General features: G+C 66.6%; 20 protein-coding genes and 1 pseudogene. 10 read left to right on the forward strand and 11 right to left on the reverse strand.

Annotated elements, in window-relative coordinates; genetic code table 11:
- Positions 1–220: 220 nt before the first annotated feature.
- Entirely contained in the window at positions 221–808 is a 588-nt protein-coding gene (locus ACIRR9_RS48065) for a DUF6262 family protein (RefSeq protein WP_403765904.1), read from the reverse strand.
- The gene (locus tag ACIRR9_RS48070) at positions 805–1,581 is read right to left on the reverse strand and encodes a tyrosine-type recombinase/integrase (RefSeq protein WP_403765906.1); all 777 of its coding nucleotides are present in this window, start codon (positions 1,579–1,581) and stop codon (positions 805–807) included. Before ACIRR9_RS48070 ends, ACIRR9_RS48065 begins: the two co-directional genes overlap by 4 nt.
- Positions 1,582–1,624: 43 nt before the next feature.
- Between ACIRR9_RS48070 and ACIRR9_RS48075 the strand changes: the two genes are divergently transcribed.
- Positions 1,625–2,620: a hypothetical protein gene (locus tag ACIRR9_RS48075; RefSeq protein ID WP_403765909.1), complete on the forward strand. Its 996-nt coding sequence runs from the start codon at positions 1,625–1,627 to the stop codon at positions 2,618–2,620.
- Positions 2,621–3,432: 812 nt separating this feature from the next.
- On the opposite strand, the gene ACIRR9_RS48080 is transcribed toward ACIRR9_RS48075, so the two are convergent.
- The 3 genes and pseudogenes from ACIRR9_RS48080 to ACIRR9_RS48090 all read right to left on the reverse strand — a co-directional run bounded on the left by ACIRR9_RS48080 (position 3,433) and on the right by ACIRR9_RS48090 (position 6,474).
- The gene (locus tag ACIRR9_RS48080; RefSeq protein ID WP_403765912.1) at positions 3,433–4,338 is read right to left on the reverse strand and encodes a tyrosine-type recombinase/integrase; all 906 of its coding nucleotides are present in this window, start codon (positions 4,336–4,338) and stop codon (positions 3,433–3,435) included.
- Between the two features lie 395 nt (positions 4,339–4,733).
- Positions 4,734–4,964: pseudogene (locus ACIRR9_RS48085) on the reverse strand (transporter); the annotation flags it as partial.
- A 940-nt stretch (positions 4,965–5,904) separates the two neighbouring features.
- The gene (locus tag ACIRR9_RS48090) at positions 5,905–6,474 is read right to left on the reverse strand and encodes a TetR/AcrR family transcriptional regulator (protein ID WP_403765915.1); all 570 of its coding nucleotides are present in this window, start codon (positions 6,472–6,474) and stop codon (positions 5,905–5,907) included.
- Between the two features lie 113 nt (positions 6,475–6,587).
- On the opposite strand from ACIRR9_RS48090, the gene ACIRR9_RS48095 reads away from it, so the two are divergent.
- The 3 genes from ACIRR9_RS48095 (at position 6,588) to ACIRR9_RS48105 (ending at position 9,346) form a co-directional block, all read left to right on the forward strand.
- On the forward strand, positions 6,588–7,274 hold the full coding sequence (locus ACIRR9_RS48095) for an SDR family oxidoreductase (protein WP_403765918.1): 687 nt from the start codon (positions 6,588–6,590) through the stop codon (positions 7,272–7,274).
- Between the two features lie 76 nt (positions 7,275–7,350).
- Positions 7,351–8,355: an NADP-dependent oxidoreductase gene (locus ACIRR9_RS48100; protein ID WP_403765921.1), complete on the forward strand. Its 1,005-nt coding sequence runs from the start codon at positions 7,351–7,353 to the stop codon at positions 8,353–8,355.
- Positions 8,356–8,590: 235 nt separating this feature from the next.
- Complete coding sequence (locus ACIRR9_RS48105) at positions 8,591–9,346, forward strand: alpha/beta fold hydrolase (protein WP_403765924.1); 756 nt, start codon at positions 8,591–8,593, stop codon at positions 9,344–9,346.
- A 66-nt stretch (positions 9,347–9,412) separates the two neighbouring features.
- Here the strand turns inward: ACIRR9_RS48105 and ACIRR9_RS48110 are convergent, their stop codons facing one another.
- A complete protein-coding gene (locus tag ACIRR9_RS48110; protein WP_403765927.1) occupies positions 9,413–10,027 on the reverse strand; it encodes a TetR/AcrR family transcriptional regulator in 615 nt (204 codons plus the stop codon).
- Positions 10,028–10,184: 157 nt separating this feature from the next.
- Here ACIRR9_RS48110 and ACIRR9_RS48115 point away from each other — a divergent pair, with 157 nt between their 5' ends.
- Positions 10,185–11,240: an aldo/keto reductase gene (locus ACIRR9_RS48115; RefSeq protein WP_403765930.1), complete on the forward strand. Its 1,056-nt coding sequence runs from the start codon at positions 10,185–10,187 to the stop codon at positions 11,238–11,240.
- A gap of 369 nt (positions 11,241–11,609) precedes the next feature.
- Positions 11,610–11,930, forward strand: coding sequence for a winged helix-turn-helix transcriptional regulator (locus ACIRR9_RS48120; RefSeq protein ID WP_403765933.1), 321 nt, complete (start codon positions 11,610–11,612; stop codon positions 11,928–11,930).
- A gap of 389 nt (positions 11,931–12,319) precedes the next feature.
- Here ACIRR9_RS48120 and lpdA read toward each other — a convergent pair whose 3' ends face one another.
- Positions 12,320–13,732, reverse strand: coding sequence for a dihydrolipoyl dehydrogenase (gene lpdA, locus ACIRR9_RS48125; RefSeq protein WP_403765936.1), 1,413 nt, complete (start codon positions 13,730–13,732; stop codon positions 12,320–12,322).
- Positions 13,733–13,960: 228 nt separating this feature from the next.
- On the reverse strand, positions 13,961–15,166 hold the full coding sequence (locus ACIRR9_RS48130) for a saccharopine dehydrogenase NADP-binding domain-containing protein (RefSeq protein ID WP_403765939.1): 1,206 nt from the start codon (positions 15,164–15,166) through the stop codon (positions 13,961–13,963).
- 64 nt (positions 15,167–15,230) lie between these two features.
- Between ACIRR9_RS48130 and ACIRR9_RS48135 the strand changes: the two genes are divergently transcribed.
- Positions 15,231–15,893, forward strand: a complete 663-nt coding sequence (locus ACIRR9_RS48135; protein ID WP_403765942.1) for a TetR/AcrR family transcriptional regulator — start codon at positions 15,231–15,233, stop codon at positions 15,891–15,893.
- Positions 15,894–15,988: 95 nt separating this feature from the next.
- Here ACIRR9_RS48135 and ACIRR9_RS48140 read toward each other — a convergent pair whose 3' ends face one another.
- Positions 15,989–16,165, reverse strand: a complete 177-nt coding sequence (locus ACIRR9_RS48140) for a hypothetical protein (RefSeq protein WP_403765945.1) — start codon at positions 16,163–16,165, stop codon at positions 15,989–15,991.
- A gap of 18 nt (positions 16,166–16,183) precedes the next feature.
- A complete protein-coding gene (locus ACIRR9_RS48145; RefSeq protein ID WP_403765948.1) occupies positions 16,184–16,681 on the reverse strand; it encodes a winged helix-turn-helix transcriptional regulator in 498 nt (165 codons plus the stop codon).
- A 107-nt stretch (positions 16,682–16,788) separates the two neighbouring features.
- Between ACIRR9_RS48145 and ACIRR9_RS48150 the strand changes: the two genes are divergently transcribed.
- A complete protein-coding gene (locus tag ACIRR9_RS48150; protein ID WP_403765951.1) occupies positions 16,789–17,676 on the forward strand; it encodes an SDR family oxidoreductase in 888 nt (295 codons plus the stop codon).
- 42 nt (positions 17,677–17,718) lie between these two features.
- On the opposite strand, the gene ACIRR9_RS48155 is transcribed toward ACIRR9_RS48150, so the two are convergent.
- A complete protein-coding gene (locus ACIRR9_RS48155; RefSeq protein ID WP_403765954.1) occupies positions 17,719–18,402 on the reverse strand; it encodes a TetR/AcrR family transcriptional regulator in 684 nt (227 codons plus the stop codon).
- Positions 18,403–18,709: 307 nt separating this feature from the next.
- On the opposite strand from ACIRR9_RS48155, the gene ACIRR9_RS48160 reads away from it, so the two are divergent.
- Both ACIRR9_RS48160 and ACIRR9_RS48165 read left to right on the forward strand, forming a co-directional pair.
- A complete protein-coding gene (locus tag ACIRR9_RS48160) occupies positions 18,710–19,678 on the forward strand; it encodes an enoyl-CoA hydratase/isomerase family protein (RefSeq protein ID WP_403765957.1) in 969 nt (322 codons plus the stop codon).
- 7 nt (positions 19,679–19,685) lie between these two features.
- Complete coding sequence (locus ACIRR9_RS48165) at positions 19,686–20,609, forward strand: alpha/beta hydrolase (protein WP_403765960.1); 924 nt, start codon at positions 19,686–19,688, stop codon at positions 20,607–20,609.
- Positions 20,610–20,635 lie beyond the last annotated feature (26 nt).

Raw genomic sequence — 20,635 nt, forward strand, 5'->3', positions numbered from 1 at the left:
CGGTGAAAGGTCGTGATGGCGGGCGCAGGCTGATGTCGTACTCGCCGCCGGGCATGCATGCCGGACGGCACGTGAAGCCTCTTGGTGGGGACTGGTCTTCACGGACCAGTCCCCACCAGGGTCACCCGTTTCCGACCCAGGATCGACACTCAGCGGACCTGCCGACGCACCTTGTGGGATCTTCTGCTGTCAACGGCACACTGGCTTCGGTGGAAAGGAGTCAGGTAGCTGATCCCGGGTCGGTGATGCGGGCTTCGAGGTCGGCGACGCGGCGGTCTTGGAATCGGAGGTTGGAGCGGGCGGCCTTGAGCCGCTCGTCGAGGGTGCGGTTCTCGGTGGTGAGCTGGCGGATGCGCTGCTTGAGGGTCGTGTTCTCGGTGGTGATCCGCTGGATGTCCTCCTCGGCCCACTCGGCCTGCAAGTCGCGTACCTGGCCGAGGAGCTCGCCAATACGGGTGCGCTGCGCGAAGATCTCGGTGTGGGCGACCTTGAGGGCGTCCTCAGCGTTCAGTGCGCGTTCGCGCCAGGTTGCCTCGCGTTTGTCGTCCTGGTCAGAGAGTATCTGGGTGCGGCGTTCGCCAGCCTCGGTCATCGCTGCAGCGACCGTGCTTCTGGCCTCGGCGTTGTCGTAGAGGAAGGTGCGCGAGACGTCCGCTCGGCGGGCGACGGAGGCGACACTGACCTGGGCTTTCTCGCGTCGTAGCCGTGCGATGGCCTGGTGGACGCGCTCCAGGGCGGCTTCGGTCCTGCGGCGGCGGACGGCCATGGCCGCCGCAGTGCGGGGTTCGGGAACGGCGGCGCTGTTCATGCAGCTTCCTGTTCAGGGTCGTCGCTGTCGGCTGTGCACGTACCGCTGTACTCATCCGGCTCGTCGCCGCCCACGTCGGCGAGATCGGCGGCGCGGAAGGCGGTGGACCACACGCGATGGAAGTAGTCCTGGGGTTTGCGCATGTCCAGGGCGAGGGCGTCGTCGAGGAGACCGAGGCTGGCCAGGGCCTTCTCCAGGCCGTCGATGGCGCGGTTGGTGGGCTCGAAGTATCGGTGGAGGTAGTCGGCGGTGGCATCATCGGGGGCGCCTTCGGCCAGCAATCGCCACTGCTCGCGTTTGCGCCGCCAGTAGAGCAGGTCGGCGCCGGACAGGACGAACTTGTCGCAGTTGTGGCAGTCGAGGCTCCAGGGGCAGGCGCCGCCGTCGACGACGGGCTGGAAGGTGCAGAACCCGCCCTCGGCGGGGGTGCTGCGGCGCGACAGGTCGATGGCCAGGGCCTGGGCCTGTTCTCGGGTGAGCGGGGTGGTGTCGCTGGTGAGGATTTCGCCGGGGTGAGCGGTACCGGGTCCGGCGACCCAGACGTGCTGGAGGACGTTGTCCAGGTCCGACTGGGTCAGGTGGACGTAGTGCTCGGCCATGCGGTCGGAGACCTGGCCGAGGTAGCGACGGATGTGCGTCAGGCTCGCGCCGTGCCGCAGCAGCCGGGTGGCCAGCGTGTGTCGGGCCTGGTGGGCGACGTAGTGACCGCCGAGGTCGAGGTTCGGCGATCCAGCTGCGGAAGCCGGTGTGGAACCAGGTGTAGGACAGGGCACGGCGGCCGTCGGGGTTGAGGATGTGGGTGGGGAACAGGGCCAGGTGAGCGCGTTCGGCAGCAGTGGGCGGGCGGCCGGCGTGCCGGTCGGCGAGGTGGGTCAGGGTCTTTTGGCGGCGTTCGTCGAGCCGGTGAAGGAGATGGTCGGGGATGCGGACGGCCGCGTTCAGATTGCCGACCTTGGTCTGGTCGTGCCAGAGCAGGGGCAGCCCGCCGTAGCGGCCGACGCAGTCCAGGCGGAGCTGGATGACCTCGCTGGCGCGCCGGCCGGTGACGATGATGGTCTCCCACATGTCCCGCAGGCCCCGGTCGTGCGGGTCGTAGCCGTCGGCGAGCTGCTGCAGGTTGGCTTCGTCGGCAAGTGCCCGGGCGACTTCGTCGGGGAAGGGGTTGCGGCTGCGGGGCGTGCCCGGGCCGCCGACAGGCATGGCGGCGATGAAGGCGCGGTCCAGGCCGATTCTCTCGGCGCTGCCGCTGTCCAGCGCGCCGCGCAGCAGGGACCGGCCGTAGTTGAACACCATCCGGCGCGAGTTCTCGGTGACCGTCGCCCTTTTGCCGTCCAGGCGGGCCTGGCCGCGGAAGGCCAGGCCGAGGCGTTCGCGGTTGCGCAGGTCCGCGACGAAGCGGTGGACGTGCTCGCCGCGCAGCACGGTGGGGTCGTGGCCGCCGCCCGGCGCCTCCGCCTCCAAGAACGCGGACAGTTCGGCGCCGGCGCGACGCACGAAGTCCACCGGCTGGGCGCTGCGCGGGCAGGTGGGCGAGCGCAGCAGGTCGGCGATGTGATCCCACAAGAGGTCGCGCAGCCACTGCTGGGTGATGCAGGTCAGGTCGACGTAGCTGGAGCGGTGCGGGAAGCGCACCCCGAAGTGCTCGGTCTCGATGTAGCCGGCATTCCGGGTGTCGGAGGGGGTGAAGTAGATCTTCCGCAGGGCCTGTTGCATCTCCTGGACCATGCGCTGGTGGTAGGCGCGGTGGAAGACGGAGGGGTCAAGGCCGGCCAGGGACGCCACGTCGCGGCGCTGGCATTCGTCCGCGAGTGACTGCACCCACGTCAGGTGCCACACTGCGACGGGCTGCAGGCCGTGGACATGCATGCCCCACTGGAACTCGGCCCTCAGCAGGGGCCGCAGCCCGCGCAGGTTGACCGTTCCGGTGCGGTGCACGGGCAGCTGTGCGCGACACCAGGCACGGAAGGCGACTTCGTCCTCGCAGGTCACGGGCACGGGGCGATCACGGCGCTCGTAGGTGGCGAAGAAGTTCTTCGGCGGCTTCGCCCCGCCCGGGCGCCCGGCACGGATGTAGCCGCGCTCGTGCGCGCCGCACAACCCCAGCGGCGAGGCAGCCAGTTCGTCGCACACGTCCGCGCGGCACTCACCGTAGCCCGGGAGCGACGGCTGGCCGGCCAGCCACCGCTCGAACTCCCCCTCGTTCACACGTCCTTCGGGGTGCCGCTTCAGGTGGCTCAGCCACCGGTTGCGGTGCCGGAAGCACAAAACCAGTTGCAGGCTGAACGCCGGACGCTGCGGGCAGATCCGGCACATCATCGCCTCCGGCATCTCCGTGGCTGGCAGCGGCTCCGCACTCCGCAGGAACTGGGTCCGGCTCATGCCGCGCGCCTCCGCCTCCTGCCACTGCCCGGCGTGCACCGAGCACATCGCGTAGCGCCGCCAGCGGGGCCGCGCGCAATCGACGACCGTGCAGCTCCACGGATAGACCGGGTGCGTCGGCGGGATCTTCAGCACCCCGCCGCGCAGCACCGGGTCGAACTCGGGCCCGCCTATCAGCGCGGTGAGCACCTCCAGCCGGTCCCGTCGCGTGCGGGCATCCTGCTGTGGCAGCAGCGACGGCGCCGTCACTTCGTCTCACCCCAGACCGTGCGCAGGGCGGCGTCGAAGACCGGATCGTGGACATCGACGTGTCCGTAGACCTCATCCACCATCGCGGCCGAGGCCCAGCCGCCGGCGTCCCGGGCGATCAGCGTGTTGCCGCCGGCGGCGTCCAGAACCGCGGACGTGAACGAGTGCCGGAAGGCATGGGGTTTCACGATCCCGAGTCCGGCTCGCTTCCCGGCCCGGCCGAGCATCCGCCGGGCGCCGACCGGCGCCCACGGCTGTCCGGTAGCGGCGCCGTGCAGCTGGACCAGGAGCATGCCGTGCCCGGCGCCGCGCGGGTACTCGGTGGTGAGGTACTCGAAGTAGGTGTGCACCATCGCCGGGCTGACCCGTTTGATCAGCCCGCCGGTCACGATCCCGTGCTCGACCCGCCAGGGGTGCTTGGTCTTGACCTCGGCCCGGTTCGGATTGCCAGGCCGGTGGCAGACGTGGAGGTGAGGGGCGCGGCACTCGCCGCATGCCGCGTTCTCACGCAAGTGCAGGTCGACCAGGTGCAGCCCGCAGAGCTCTCCTATGCGAAGCCCGCCGTCGGCGAGCCAGGTGACCACCAGTCGGTCCCGGGCGGCGTTCACCGTCTCCAGCAGCCTCTCCCGGGCGCCGTCCGGAAGCATCTTCGGATGCCGGCGGTGCGGGCCCTTCGGCGCCAGCGGGTTGGTGGGAAGCGACGACTTCACATGCCCGAGGAACGAACGGCGCCGGTCCACCCGCGACGGCAGCCGGGACTTGTCGAGCTTCTTGCCGAGCTCCCCGTTCACACCGAGGGAGGACTGGTGCAGATAGAAGCCCTTCAGGCAAGCCGCCGCGGTCGACAGCGCGGAGCGGCCGTAGGGGCGCTTGCCGACCCGCCACGGCTCGCCGAGCGGCATGCGCGGACCTCGGCACCGCCGATGCCCATGTACCGTTCCAGATCCCGCAGTTGGACCCCGGCGAAGGCCAGGCACTCCCGCTCCAGCCACCGCAGATGGTCCACCAGCAGATACGCGTACGTCCTCTGCGTTCCCGAACCATCATGCAGACGCAGGAACCGGTCCGCCTCCGTGTGCACCGTCCCCTCGGGCCACACGATCGTCCACGACCGCCGCCCGTCCTTCCGCTCGATCTGCTGGACCCTCAGGTCCCCAACCACCACGTGCCGTGCCACTCGTCCTCCGTACCGACTCCAGAACATGACAGACGTCCCGGACACGGTCGGTAAACAAGCCTGGGACGCGCTGGTCACAGTCCCAGACGGACATCACGGGCAGGATTACCTGCGGTCGGTAAACTCAACCACGACCGGCGAACCGTTCTCGTCCAGCCCGAGCGAATCGATCCGGCCCCCGTGCACCGGCCCGGTGCCGTACTCACTCGCCAGGAACCGGACACCCAGCAGCGTCTCCATGTGCGCCTCGACGAGACCCTGAACATCAGCCTCGACCTCGGCAAGACGCGGCATGACCTCGGTCATGCCGCCATTCGTCGCGTCCGTGCGGAACAACTTCAGGCCCGACACCTTCCCCTCCTCGGCTCGGTGATCACCAACGCCAAGAAGGTGCGGGATTGTTTCCACGAGAAGCCAGGGAGACGTGAAGGTGATGTGAGAGGGTACGTACAGCCCGGCCGGGGAGCGCTCACGTCCCCCGGCCACCAGGAATCAGCGATTCCCCCATGTGTCCCCCGCGTCCCGGGGGACAGCGCCGAGAGGCTGCGTTTGCGCAGGTCAGCCCGCGTCGCTCAGTGGATAGAGCAGACGCCTTCTAAACACCTGCGCTATTGCGTGTTGCTGGCCTCACTTTGCGGTGGACCCACATGGTTATCAAGATCTGGCCCGAATCCCGTCGATGGGGCGGCGCGTCTCGATCGAGCCGCTACTGATCCGAATTTGACGGGAAGCTGTACGAGCACGGCGCACAGTCGGCCTCGAAGCTCGGCTCCAGCAGCAGCTTCAAGGCCGCCCGGACCAGCCGGTCCGCCACAGAAGAAATCCCTAGACCTCGCCGCTTGCGCGACCTCGACCTAGGGATCACCGGTCCCTAACCGACACCGAATGGAACGGGCGGGACTTCAACTGCTCCTGCGGTTCGGTGAGGAAGTGGGCCTCGCCGAACCGCTCGCGGACGAAGTTGACGGAAGTGCCGTCCACTCCGGCCGACCGTATGCCCCTGTTCCCCACGAATCGCACTCAGGCCATGGCCAGGAACGCCGGATCGCAGACGAGGTTGTACAGACCGTCGAGTCGGCGATGGGAATCGTCGCTCTCCGAACCGTGCTGTTTGGTCTCGATTTCCGGTACCCGTCAATCGGCCCGGAACGGGCCGACGCCGGACGGCCCGCTGTCCGGTCAACAGACCGAGGCAACGGCGTGCATCCGCATATGGCGGAATGTCGCACGCTCCATCAGCCGTTTCGCCTGACCTTTCCTGGCGGAAGGCTTCAAGGCGCGCTTGTCAGGGCTACCTCCCAGATCGCCTGGCTTCCATCAGAACTCCGCGCGCTGCCGCAAGGATCTCCTCGGAGAGTGGAGAGCCCTTGGTGGCCCGGGCCAGCACGAGTGCGCCGAGCATCGTACAGAGTTGGGTGATGCCGTCGTGGTCTTCGGTGGCGAGCCAGTCGGCGAAGTCGCCGGCTCCTTCGATGTAGGCACGATGCGCCTCGCGAGCACCGGGTTCGCGGGCCATGTCGTGGGCGAGTGCCGCAACAGGACAACCCTCCGCTGGGTTGTCGCGGTGCTCGACGGACAGGTACCGCTCGATCAGCGCCTGCTGGGCGGCATGCCGTCCGTCGTGCTGCTCAGGGTCATCCTCGCGACCCTGGGCAAGTTCTCCGAACGCATGAACAGTGGCTTCGTCAATGAGCGCCTCCTTGGAGGCGAACTGCTTGTAGAAGCCGCCATGTGTCAGGCCGGACGCCTTCATCAGGTCAACGACGCTGATATGAGTACCCCGCTCGCGGAACAGGCGAGAGGCCGTCTGTACGACCCGCTGCCGGTTCTCCCGCGCTTGCGCCTGTGACACACGGCCCATCGGCCCTCCCCAAGTTGGATGTCAGTTGCCATCTATCCTATGCTCGACTTTGGATTGCGAACGTAATCCAAAAGGGGCCCGGTCACGCGGGACCGCCGGCAGTGGGAGCAGAGATGGACTTCAAGGACACCGTGGCCGTGGTCACCGGTGCCAACCGCGGGCTCGGACGCCACCTGGCGAGTCAGCTGCTCGAGCGCGGTGCGAAGGTCTACGCGGCAGCACGACGTCCCGATACGGTCGACGTGACCGGCGTGATCCCGATCCGCCTGGACGTGACCGGCGGAGAGTCCGTCCTGGCCGCGGCCCACACCGCTTCCGACGCGACGCTGCTGGTCAACAACGCCGGCATCTCCACCGCCACACCGCTGATAGCCGGCAGTCTGGAAGCGGTGCGCCTGGAGATGGCAACCAATTTCTTCGGGCCGCTCGCCGTAACGCGCGCCTTCGCCCCGGTCATCGAGGGCAACGGTGGCGGCGCTGTCCTCAATGTCCTTTCCGTCCTTTCCTGGCTGCACCCTGCCGGACTGGGTTCATATGCTGCGGCCAAGGCAGCCGCATGGGCACTGACCAATGCCGCTCGGGAGGAGTTGGCTCCCCGCGGCATCATCGTTTCCGCACTGCATGTCGGCTACATGGACACGGAGATGGCCGCTGGCGTACCTGCCGATCTGAAGGCCGACCCCGCCGATGTCGCGGCCCAGGCGCTCAGAGGCATCGAGAAGGGAACGCTGGAAATCCTCGCCGACGAGCGCACCCGAGTCGTAAAGCAGGGGCTGGCTACAACGCTGAATCCGACATAGGACCAGCGTGACGTACGGCCCCCGTACTCTCAGAATTTTAATTCCCTCCGATTAGGGACGAGAAAAGGAGATATCCGTGAAGGCCTTCACGGTCGAACGCTACGGCCACAAGGACGGTCTGCGAGCCAGTGAGGTGCCGGAACCGCACGTGGGTGTGGGCGACATCTTGGTCCGGGTCAGCGCGGCGAGTGTCAATCCGCTCGACTACAAGATCCGGGACGGGGAATTCAAGGCGATCCTTCCCTATCGAGTGCCATTCATTCTGGGAAACGACCTGTCCGGTGTCGTGGTCAAAGTGGGCGACGGCGTTACGCGATTCGCTGTGGGGGACGAGGTCTATGCCCGGCCGGACAAGGATCGCATCGGAACGTACGCAGAATTCATCGCGCTGAACCAGGATGACGTGGCGATCAAACCGACCACGCTGAGCATGGAGGAGGCCGCGTCCCTTCCCCTGGTCGCCCTCACCGCATGGCAGGCCCTGGTCGAGCGGGGACGTGTGCAACCCGGCCAGAAGGTGCTCATCCACGCAGGTTCGGGCGGTGTGGGCACCATTGCCATCCAGTTGGCGAAGCATCTGGGTGCGACCGTGGCCACAACCACGAGCACGGCCAACATCGAACTGGTGAAGAGCCTGGGCGCGGACATCGTGGTCGACTACAAGAACCAGGCGTTCGAGACGATCCTGCAGGACTATGACCTGATCTTGGACCCGCTCGGAGGCGAGACACTCAAGAAGTCCTTGCAGGTGCTGAAGCCTGGCGGGAAGGCCATCGGCATCGCAGGCCCCCCGGACACCGATTTCGCCAGGGAACTGCGAGTAAATCCGATCATCCGACTGGTGATGGGCGTGTTGAGCTTCGGAACCCGACGACGCGCCCGACGACGCAACGTGACGTACTCGTTCCTCTTCATGAAGGCCAGCGGGCACCAGTTGCACGAACTCGCCACGCTCATCGACGCGGGCATTATCCGCCCCGTCGTCGATCGTGTATTCCCGTTCGAGTCAACCCTGGAAGCACTGGAGTACGCCGAGGATGGACGGGCAAAGGCCGGCAAGGTTGTCATCAGGATGCCCTGACAGTGGCATCACCTTCGGATGATCCAGGTTCCGCGAGGACGACGCCCGGGCCCGGATCCAGATACACCGAACTGGCGAGCCGCACCGTGAACCCCACTACTTGAAGGGCAGGACCATGAGCGCACCACGGAATTCCCGCTCCCGTCCAGCAACGTCGTACCGGGATGCGCCTACCCGTTCCCTATCCGTTCGTGGCGTCGACTTTGTCTATCGGGACCTTGGCCCCGATGGTGGCGTGCCGCTGATCCTTCTGATGCATCTGGCCGGGAACCTGGACAACTGGGATCCTCGGGTCGTCGACGGAATCGCCGTACATCGCCGTGTAATCACCTTCGACAACCGCGGGGTGGGGGGATCAGGCGGCTCCACTCCGGACACGATCGAGGAGATGGCGCACGACGCTGTGGCGTTCATCCAGGCCCTCGGGTTCGAACAGGTCGACCTGCTCGGCCTGTCGATGGGCGGCTTCGTGGCTCAGGTCGTGGCTTCCGAGGAACCCCATCTCGTACGCAGGGTGATCCTTGCAGGCACGGGTCCCGCCGGAGGCCACGGCATCGATCGGGTGCCGGCGCTCACCATCCAGGCCACGCTGAAGGGTGCGCTGGTCCGCCAGGATCCGAAGCTGTCCCTGTTCTTCACCGAGACCACGGATGGCCGACGGGCAGGACGCGCCTTCCTGCGAAGACTGAAGGAGCGTACGGACAACCGTGACAAAGAAATCTCGCTGTCGGCACTCCGCGCGCAACTGAGGGCCGTCAAGCGGTGGGGCCGTCAAGCACCCTCGGACCTCTCAGCCATTAACCATCGGATCCTTGTAGCGAACGGCGATAACGACCGGATGGTGCCCAGCGAGAACACACTTGACTTGGCTGCGCGTCTACCTAAGAGCGAACTCGTCCCCCTGTACCCGGATGCCGGGCACGGAGGGATCTTCCAGTACCACGACAAATTCGTGGCAAGTGCACTGAGTTTTCTCGATTCATCAGCTTGAGGTTCGGACAGTTCTCGGTCGAGAGCCCTGATGAGGCGAATGCGATCTCTGAGATGTCACACGATTTCACGTACGAGATGACTCTGGCCTGGCGCCTGCGAGAGCAGCGTCCACCAAGACTTCAGCGATAGACCGTGCGCACGCACTGGTGTCGCTGCTGTTGAGCGCGGTGCCGCGTGCGGCGACACCGTCATAGAGCAACGCAAGCTGCTCGCCGAGGGTTTCGGCATCGGAAATCCCGGCCTGACGTGCGATGTTCGCGAGTCGGCGGGCGAACTCCCGCTTGTACGCCGCGGCGAACTGGTGAGCGGAATGCTCGGGATCGGGTACCTCGACACTGGCGTTGAGGAACTGGCAGCCTCGAATAGGCACAGTCGTATCCCGTGGCATCGCATCGAAGATGGAAAGGAGTTGCTCACGCGGGTCCAGCAATGGCTCGTCGGGCGCCCCGGAGACGGGCAGGGCATCGCGTTGCAGTGCCTGCAGATACGCAAGGACGAGCTCGTCCTTGCTCCGAAAGTGCGTGTACAGGGTGCGTTTCGACACCTCGGCAACGGTCGACAGTTGTTCCATTCCGGTCGCATTGATGCCCTGCGTCGTGAACAGATCAGTAGCTGCCGCGAGGATCCGCTCCCGGGAGCCGCGTTCACGACGCCGACGTGAGGGATGGATATCATTCACCCCATAAGGATACCGTTCGTTTTACGTTGATGGCTATGGTCGGAGCCTGGTTCCCAAAAGGCCGTTCATCACAGCCGTTCCTCGCCCAGTGTCGCGGGGCGACCACCGCCAAAACCACCTACCAACCATCCACATAAAGTTGAGTCAAGGAGACCCAATGCGTTATACAACCTTTGGACGCAGGACCGGCCTTCGCGTTTCCGAGTACGCGCTTGGCACGGGGAACTTCGGCACCGGCTGGGGTGCCGGTGCCGAGCCCGACGAGGCACGCCGGATGTTCGACAAGTTCGCCGAGGCCGGTGGAACGTTCCTCGATACTGCGGACGGCTACCAGTTCGGCGAGTCGGAAGAACTGGTGGGGAAGTTCATCGCCGCCGAGCGGGACCACTTCGTTCTGGCCACCAAGTTCACCATCGGCGCCAACCCGCGGCCCGGTATCTCCACCACCGGCAACAGCCGCAAGAACTTGGTCGCTTCACTGGAGGCGAGCCTGAAGCGCCTGGGCACCGACTACATCGACCTGTACTGGGTCCACTTCCCTGACGACCTCACCCCCATGGAGGAGATCCTTCGCGGACTGGACGACTTGGTCAGCTCCGGCAAGATCCACCACGCCGCTCTGTCCAACTTCCCGGCGTGGCGTGTCTCCCGCGCCGCCACCCTCGCCGAGCTGAAGAACTGGGCGCCGGTCACGGGCATCCAGATCGAGTACAGCCTCGTCGAACGGACCGCCGACCGCGAGCTGCTGCCGATGGCCGAGAGCCTGGGACTCGGCGCCGCCCTGTGGTCCCCGCTGGGCGGCGGACTGCTGACCGGGAAGTATCGCCGCGGCCCCGAGGGGCGGCTGACTGATTTCAAGACGCTCGTGCACACCGAGAGCAGCGGACAGAAGACCGCTGTCGTCGACACCGTCCTGGCCATCGCCGAGGAGACCGGCGCGTCGCCCGCACAGGTCTCGGTTGCCTGGCTCCGCGAGCGTGCCGCTCAGGCGTCCACCTCGTTCATCCCGATCATCGGCCCGCGCAATCTCGCCCAGCTCGACGACTACCTCGGCGCCCTGGACGTCCAACTCACCGCGAAGCAGTTCGCACGCCTCTCCGATGTGAGCGCAATCCCCCTCGGAGTTCCTCACGAGGCGACGGCCGCCTCCCGCAACGGCCTACAGGGCGGTGACGCCTCCCTCATCACCCAGCCCGCCGTGCCCGTGGCCTGAGCCCCGGATCCTTCAGCAGCCCCGTTCGATGAACGCCGTTTTCGGTTCTGCCACATGCAGAACGGTCCGGGGCAGTGCCGTCCGGCCCCGGCTACGGCACATCTGGTCGGTCCGGCGGTCCGCCGCCGGGCCGACCACTGCGTCCGTGAGACGTCACATGTGGCAAATACCCCGGCTGACGCATGGCGTCGGCGCCAGTGGAGCCGACCAGCCGGTGACTCACCGGACGAAGAATGAGTAGACCATCGTGCCGCATTCCCGGTCAGCGTCGGTGGCACGCCTGATTGATCGCAAAACCGGAGCGAGAGGGAAGTCTTGAAAGGGCGTGACACCTTGGATGAGCAACGCGGGAACGGTACAAGCCGCCAAGTGGACGCGGCGACAACGCGCCTCTTCGACTTGCTGGGCAGACGCTGGAACGGTCCACTCATCGCCGTCCTCCTCACTGGTCCCGCGCACTTCACCGAGTTGCACTGCGCTGTTCCCGGTATCAGCGAACGAATGCTCTCCGACCGGCTCGCCCACCTCGCGGCAGCGGGCCTTGTAGTGCGCGAGGTGAAGGAAGGGCCGCCGCTGCGTGTGCGGTACCGCTTGACGCAGGCCGGAGTGGCGATCCGCCCTGCTTTGGAAAAGCTCCGAGACTGGGCGGTCGCGTACCTCGACGAACCTGTCGAGGAAGCCCCTCGCTGACCACGAGGGGATGATGGACCGCGAAGCGGATGTCACTCTCGCCGGACAGCCACAGTCCGCTGTCCTGTTGGCAAGCGATGGCAAACCCCTGCCTGCCACTCACTCCTGTATGGCCGGCTTCAGCCGCCGTCCAGCGGGCTGGCTGTAAAGGGACCCGCCAGTTGATCGTGACACCGTCAAGCCGCCGCCCCGCCCAATACTTGCCGGCCGCGGGCCAACTCGCTCACTCCTGGGTGCGCATACGGCCCCGATTTTAGTGGGCCTGTTGCCGCCCCATTCAGTTGCCCAACTCACCTTCCCCGTCACGTGACAGCCTCAGACACCGCAGGGAACCCGACCAACCATCCAGGCTGTCCTCACGACGCACTCCGGGGGTTCTCGGCTTGCTGCTACATATTGATCATGTGGCCGGCAAGGCCGTGGACGGCTTCCTTGACCGCCTCGCCCAGAGTGGGGTGAGCGTGGACGTTGCGGGCAACCTCGTGGACCGTGAGATCCCACTGCTGGGCCAGGGTCAGCTCGGGGAGCAGTTCGGTGACGTCCGGGCCGACGAGGTGCGCTCCGAGGAGTTCGCCGTACTTGGCGTCACTGATCAGCTTCACGAAGCCTGTCGCATCGCCCAGGCCGTGTGCCTTGGCATTCGCGGTGAACGGGAACTTGGAAACCTGGACGTCGAATCCCCGCTCGTTCGCCTGCGCTTCGGTGTAACCGAAGCTCGCGATCTGTGGCTGGCAGTAAGTGGCGCGCGGGATCATCGCGTAGTCCAGTTCCATGGTCTGGGCGTCCGCGAGCGTCTCGGCTGCGACCACGCCCATCGCCTCAGCGGCGTGCGCCAGCATCAGCTTCGCGGTGACGTCGCCGATGGCGTAGATGTGCGGGACCGAGGTTCGGCAGCGGCCGTCGACGTCGATCGCGCCGCGCTCGGTAACGCGCACTCCGGTGTTCTCCAAGCCGTAACCGGTGACGTTCGGCGCGAAACCGATCGCCTGCAGAACCTTGTCCGCTTCCAAGGTCTGCTGGGCGCCGTCCTTTCCGGTGACAGTCACCCGAACCTGCGGCCCGGACTCGTCGATCGACTCGACCCGGGTCGAGGTGAGCACGTCGATGCCCAGCTTCCGGTACTGACGCGCGATCTCGGCGGAGACCTCGGCATCCTCCAGGGGCGCCACACGGTCCAGGAACTCGACGATCGTCACCTTCACACCGTAGTTGTGCAGGACATATGCGAACTCGATGCCAATCGCGCCGGCACCGGCGATCACAATCGACTGCGGCAGGTCCTCGGCCAGAATCTGTTCTTCGAACGTCACCACGCGCGACGTACGGCGGGTGCCAGGAAGCAGCCTGGGGGTCGCACCCGTGGCGATGATGCAGTGATCGAAGCCGATCAAACGTGTGTTGCCGTCGTGGTCGGCCACCTGGAGCGTGTGAGGGTCGACGAACGTGCCACGACCGTTGATTTCCGCGATCTTGTTCTTCTTCATGAGGTAATGGACGCCCTTGACCCGGCCGTCAGCGACCTTCCGGCTACGGCGGAAGGCCTCGCCGTAGTCGAAGGAGACCTGCCCATCGACCTTTATACCGAAGGTCTTCGCCTCGCTCGTGAAGATGTGCGCGAGTTCGGCGTTGCGCAACAGGGCCTTGGTCGGAATGCAGCCCACGTTCAGGCAGATGCCGCCCCAGTACCTCTCCTCGACGACCGCGACGCGCTTGCCCAGTTGGGCTGCCCGGATGGCGGCGACGTATCCGCCGGGGCCTGCGCCGAGTACGACGACGTCGAAGTGCTCATTCTGCTCGTCCATGGACAGTTCCTTTCCTCTGGGTCGGGTCGGCTCCCGCAAGCGGCCGACTCGCTCCCGATCGAACAACCTGTTCCTGCTCACCAACTCAACAGCGGTGGCTTCCGCCACCACCTGCCTCAGGGCACCGCCGGGGGTAGGGGGACTCGACCACATGGTCACCACCCCGGCGGCAGTCACCCGAACGTCCGCTTCAGCCTCCCGATACCGTGATCTTTGCCCGCACGCCCTTCATCGGGAGCGGGCCGACGCCTCGTCGACTTCATGGACTCTGGCCTCGGCGGCGCCGAGCCTGAGGGTGTAGAGCCCGAACGCCGCAACCGGGCCACGCACGCCGGGTTTGAGGACGGCATCCGGTGCCGCCGCGCGCACTGCGCCCCAGGCCAGGAGGGATCCCGTCATCTCGTATGGATCGGGCCCGGTGAGAGCCGTCGTCGCCAGCTGCCGCCCAGAAGCGTCACGGGCGACAGCGATCACCAGGGAGCGGCCGTCACTGTCCGGCTCGCGCTGCGATCCGGGTAGCCGCCCGGACAACCGTGTCATCGCGGCTCGTACCTTCTCCACCCGCAACAGGGGCGCCTGGAGAGCAGCAACAACTTGTACCGGCCGTGTCCACCGACCGAGCCACCCCAGGCCCACCTCAACGCTCTCCAAGTGGGGGAAGATCTCCGGCAGACCAAGGTGCTCCGATCCCGGGACACTCATGGCCGCACGCTTCACACCGGCATAGCGGAATATGCGGACACGCTTGGCTGCACGTTCGTCGATCAGACGAGCAGAAGCCCCCCTATGAGTTGCACGGTAGGCGAACCCGTCCTCGGCCGCCGCGCCGACCAGTGTCTGCCGCGTGCCCCCTGTGCTCAGAGTCCACGCGTCGCGCAGTGTGCTGCGGTAGAGCAACTCGTCCCCGTGCCCGGAACGGGTGATGAAGTAGCCGATCTCGACATGGCGTGCTCGCATGCCCGCCCTGTCCAAGGCGAGGGCGCCGGCGAGGTTGCCCGGCACGTAGTCGTAGCCGAACGCGGGCACCAGGATCGCTCCCCGGTCAGCAGCGACGGCGTCCAGTTCGCAGAGGACACGTCGTGCGAAGGTCCCCTCCCCCGTGGAGTCGAAGTAGTGGGCCCCCGCCCGCGCCGCCGCCGTGACCGTGGCCATGCCCAGCTTCATGAACGGCCCGACCGTCGAAACGACCACGTCGGTGGGCTCCAAGAGGCGCGCAAGGCCGACCATCGAGGTGATGTCGACCTCGGCCACCGGGAGGTCCGCTCCGAGGCGATCGGCCAAGGCCAGCATCTTGTCGCGGTTTCGCCCGGCGAGCATCGGCTTCTCTCCCCGCGCGAGCAGTTCCCGGAGCACTCGCTGCCCGGTATAGCCCGTCCCGCCCAGCAATACGATCCTGCGCCTGTCCACGGCTCTGCCTTCCGGCTGGGTTGTCATGACCACCATTGACCGACCATGAGTCATTCATTGACCCCAGGTCACCGAATATACGATGGTGCGCATGAGAGGGCCAAACCGACGGCAGATGTACGCAGAGCAGACCCGGGCAGACCTGACGGCGGCCGCTCGCAAGCTGCTCGTTCTCAACGGATTCGCAGGCACGTCGGTCGAGGCCATCACCCGGGCAGCGCAGGTGAGCAAGGGCACCTTCTACCACCACTTCCCGGACAAGAAGGCCATGTTCGCCGAGCTCTACACGGAGCTGATCGAGCAGGTGGCACTCCTGGGCGACGCGACCACGGAGGCGGTCCGCGACGCACCGGACGAGTCCGCCACGACCGTGGTGTCCGACCTGACCCACGCATTCCTACGGCGGACCATCGACGACCCGCTGCATCGCGAGCTGATGGCCCAGGCACCCTCCGTCCTGGGCGAGCAGTACAGACACATCAACGACACCGTCGCACAGCCACCGATCGAACGGCTCCTGACAGTGCTGGTCGAACGCGGTGATCTGAAGCCTGACGTTCCCGTCGCCACTGTCGCCCGTCTGCTTCTGGCGGGCCTATGCGAGGGCAATCAGATCATCGCCGCCGCAACAGATCGGGAGGACGCCCTCACCAGGACGTTCCGGGCGATCACCCTCCTGATGTCAGGCCTGGCAGCCGACATCGGCAGCACCCGCGGTCGGCCCGGGCACGGCCTCGTGGATCGCACCGGGTAGAGGCCCCCTCCTCAACCACCGGATCCATCGCCGCGAGTCGGGAATCGAGGGTGCCGCCGGTGGGATGTGGACGACGAACGGCGCCGACACCGCCGTCACACCAGGTACGCAACCGCTCCCTGCACCATGCCGTAGGTTCTGATCAGCGTCGCCATCAGTACCGTCTCGTCGGCGACCAGGGCGACCGCACCGCCCAGGCTGAAGGCCGACTCCTTCTGGCGTCCAGCCCTCACCGTGCGTAGCACGCCCTCGTCGCCGGCGAAGGCTTCCACACCTCCGTGGCTGTTGCTTCAGTCGGCGAAGCGCGCGCGTGCATCCGGCCGCTCAGCCGGACGTACTGGATAGCCAGGCCCCGTCAGGGGTTGGGTGTTGTCTGGAGTCATCGGCTCGCCGCAGGCGGCGCACACTACCTCGGCATGACTCTGTCGCCCGCAGTCGTCGTGCCGCATGACCATTGGCGGACCCGCTTCACCGGCCAGCCAGCGGTCTCCCCACCGGTTCATGACCAGCAGGACCCCGTGGAAGTCGCGCCCCTTCTCGGTGAGCACGTAGTCATATCTGACCGGCCGAGTCTGGTACGGCCGCTTCTCCAGCAGGGCCTCCTCCACCAGCCGGCGCAGCCGGTCCGTCAACGTGTTACGGGGGATCCCGAGCGTCTCCTGGAAGGCGCTGAAGCGCCGGATTCCACAAAACGCCTCACTCAGCACCAACGGCGTCCACGCGTCACCGAGCAGATCCGTAGTCCGCGCGATCGAACTGGGCCACTGCGCAAAGGATGTCCGTCTCACGGCAACCAGCATAGGTTCACCCAGTTGCGAGACCCGCCCGGTCGACAGAAGCCAGCCGATACGCGAGATGTCTTGTGTTCCAACAATAACGAAGTTATGTTGCCGCCATGAAACGTGACTTGCTGGGCAGAAGGCTGGTCGTCACCGGAGCGGCACGTGGCATCGGTGAGAAGGTCGCGCGTATCGCCGCTGAGCGTGGCGCTCGCGTCACCCTGATCGGGCTGGAGCCTGATCGGCTGCGGGACCTCGCCCATGATCTGGGGCCTGCCGCTTCGTGGCGTGAGGCCGATGTACGCGACGCCACCGCTCTACGGTCGGCGATCGATGACGCCGCACAGCTCATGGGCGGCGTGGACCTCGTCGTCGCCAACGCCGGAGTCGTGGCGTACGGGACAGTGCGACAGACTGACGAGGCCTCGTTCGAGCGGGTCCTGGACATCAACCTGAATGGCGTCTTCCGCACCCTCAAGTACGCGACGCCCCATCTGGAGCGCAGTCGAGGTCACGTATTGGTCGTGGCGTCCGCGCTGTCCTTCATGCCGTTGGCCGCGATGGCCTCCTACGGCGCGAGCAAGGCGGCAGCCGAACTACTCGCCTTGACATACCGTCAGGAGGTGGCTCACCTCGGAATCACGGTCGGCCTCGTGCATCCTTCCTGGATCGACACGGACCTCGTCCGGAGCGCCGAGGCAGACCTTCCTTCGTTCCAGGGCCTGCGTCGGCGGCTGCCCTATCCCGGCAACGTCACCACGAGCGCGGACCGGGCAGCCGCCGCAATCGTTGACGGGCTCGCACGTCGCCGCAGCCGCGTGTACGTCCCGCGCGCGGTCGCCGTAGCCAACTGGGCGAAGGGGGCCCTGAACTCGCCACTGGTGTGGCCCTGGATGAGACGCTTCGCCGTCCGAACGGTTCCGACCCTGGAACGAGAGGTCGCCGCTCTCGGAAGGCACGACCAAATCACGCCAGGTACCGGCACCTCCGCCAAACGGGACTAGGTCCGCCTGGCCGCACGCCGGTCAGGGCTCAAACACCCGCTCCTATTGGCCCTCGACGATCGAGTCATAGAGGCGGGCACCGACCTTGTGCGAGGCCTCGGCACATTCCCGGCTGTCGCCCAGCCCGACAGAGAAGTTCACACCCATAGGCAGTAGGACCTGCTGCACCGCGTCTTCGAACTCAATGAAGTGATCAGCCAACTCAAGGGTGACGTAACCGTGGACGAGGCTCCACAGCTGGGCAGCCATGGCCTCCGGCTCCTGGCGCTCGACTCTGCCAGATTCGACCAGCCGTTCACACGCTGCGACCACATGGGCATGAGCTTCTCGGAAGGTCGGCGAGTGCCCGCTCGGTCGAAGATCCGCAGCCGGCAGCGGCCGGTAGGTCGTCCGCACGGAAAGCCCGAACATCAGGTCATAGAGGTGGGGGTTTTCTCGTGCCACCCGACGGCAGGTCAAAGCCATGGCAAAGAGCTCCGCGATCGGATCCTCCGTCACCGGCACCTGGGCGAACGCTCTGCCGAGTTCCCTGAATCCATGGTCGGCGACGGCACGCATGAGTTCGGGGATACCGCCGAAGTGACTGTAGACCACCATCGTGGACAGCCCGCTCGCGGCAGCCACCGAACGCACTTTCAGGGCCGACGGCCCTTGTTCGGCCAGCAGGCCGACGGCAGCCCGCACAAGCCGCTCTGGCGCGTCGTCGACTCTCGCCCGCCCAGCCATCTTCCTCAACCTCCGCCTGGCTATACAGCCACCTCAAGCCTCACGTAACACATTCACCCGCACGAAGTTGCGACGCCTGAAATAACTTGGTTATATTCCGCCAAGCTCAGGATACACATCACGAGCGGCGCACCGCTCGGGCACATTCCGGTGCATCGTGGACGCGCTTCAACACATGTCGGCCTTGCCGCAGCACCGACAGGCCCAAGGGGCTGTGCCGGGCGCCCAGTACCCCCACCATGCACGCCTCGGCCACGCACCGAGGCTCCTCCTCTCTCCCCTCGAACTCAGCACGGGAGCAAAATCCATGCCATACAAAGACAAGGGCCAGCTGGCGATCGAGGACCGCGGAGCTGTCCTGATCGTCCGGGTCGACGGTGGCCCACACGGTGTCTTCGGTCTCGACATCGCCAACCAGCTGGACAAACTGATGGACCGGGTCGACAGCGACCCGGGCATCCGTGCCGTCGTCTTGACAGGAGCACATCCCGAGCGGTTCGTCAGCCATGCGGCGGTCCAGTGGCTGCAGCAAGAAGGCGCCGCCAGCCCCACGGTAGGCCGACGCGGTGCCTCCGCCGTGGCACGCGTGGCCAGAGGCGTGGACCAGACACGCGTGCTGGGGCCCATGGCGACCAGGACCCCGATGCGGGGAGCCATCCAGCTGGACCGTCTGCACGCCACGTTCCTCCGGATGAACGCCAGCGGAGTCGTCTTCGTGGCCGCCCTCAACGGTTCGGCGCTGGGCCTCGGCGCGGAGTTCGCCTGGGCGTGCGATCTGCGGGTCATGGCTGACGGCGACTTCTTCATCGGCCAGCCGGAAATCCTCCTGGGCATCATCCCGGGCGGTGGCGGCACCCAGCGGCTGACCCGCCTGATCGGCACTCACAGGTCCCTGGTCGCGATCCTCGAAGGCAAGCCGTTCACCCCGGAGGAAGCTCTGGCCAATGGGGCCGTCGACGAGGTGGTGCCACAGGACGAGGTAGTCGCGAGGGCGGCCGCCCTCGCGGCGCGGTTCGGCTCGCGGTCCAAGGGTTCCGTCGCTGCCGCCAAGAGGGCGGTGTACTTCGGCGGCTCGATGTCGCTGCCGGAGGGCCTGCACGTGGAGCGCACCGAGTTCTTCACGAGAGTCACCTCCAAGGAAGGGCAGGAGCTCATGCTCGACTACATCGCGACAACCCAGGCCACCGGCGAACTCCCGCTCTACGATCCGGACACCTACGCAGAGGCGCTCGCCTCGGGCCGCGTGCCCGGGCTCCGCTCGGCGAGCGGTCGGTGAGACGACGATGACCACTCCGCAGCCTTTCGTGCGTCACGACGTCACCTTCCCCTCCGGCGACAGCAGATGTGCCGGATGGCTCTATCTGCCCGTAGGCGTCACTTCCCCGCCTGTCGTCATCCTCGGACACGGTCTGGGTGCCACCCGCGAGATGCGCCTGGACGCCTTCGCCGAGCGCTTCGCGAAGGCGGGCATCGCCGCCCTGGCCTTTACCTACCGGCACTTCGGCGACAGCGGCGGCCACCCTCGCCAGCTGCTGTCGATCAAGCGCCAGCTCGCCGACTGGGACTCCGCGATCGACTACGTCAAGACCCGCCATGACGTCGACCGCGCCCGCATCGCGGTGTGGGGCAGCTCCTTCGGCGGTGGCCACGCCATCACCGTGGCGGCACGCCATCCCGAACTGCGCGCGGCTGTGGCCCAGTGCCCGTTCACCGACGGTCTCGCCTCCGCTCTCGCGCTTGGCCCGGTCGCCTCACTCAGGATGACGCCCGTGCTGGCCCGGGATCTCGCGGCCCGGGTGCGCGGCCGGGCGCCGGCGATGGTGCCCATCGCCGCGTCGCCCGGTTCGCCGGCCCTCATGAACGCCGCGGACGCGCTGCCCGGCTACGAGGCGCTGCAGCCTCCGGGCAAGGCGTTCCGAAACGAGGTGGCGGCACGAGTGATCCCGACCATCGCCGCCTACCGGCCCGGACGGGCGGCGAAGAAGGTCACCGCACCGATCCTCTTCTGCGTCAGCAACACGGACTCGGTCACACCCCCCGCCCAGACCCTCCGGTACGCGCGTACGGCGCCCCTCGGGGAGATCAAGAGGTACGACGCCGGCCACTTCGATTTCTACACCGGCGAAACCTTCGAGGCTTTGGTGCGCGACCAGGTCGAGTTCCTCACCCGCCAGCTGGCCCCGGCGCCCGCCGCGTCGACACATTGAGCCGGTCGCATCACACCGAGACAGGT

The sequence above is a fragment of the Streptomyces sp. NPDC101234 genome, assembly GCF_044767525.1.
GTDB lineage: Bacteria > Actinomycetota > Actinomycetes > Streptomycetales > Streptomycetaceae > Streptomyces > Streptomyces sasae.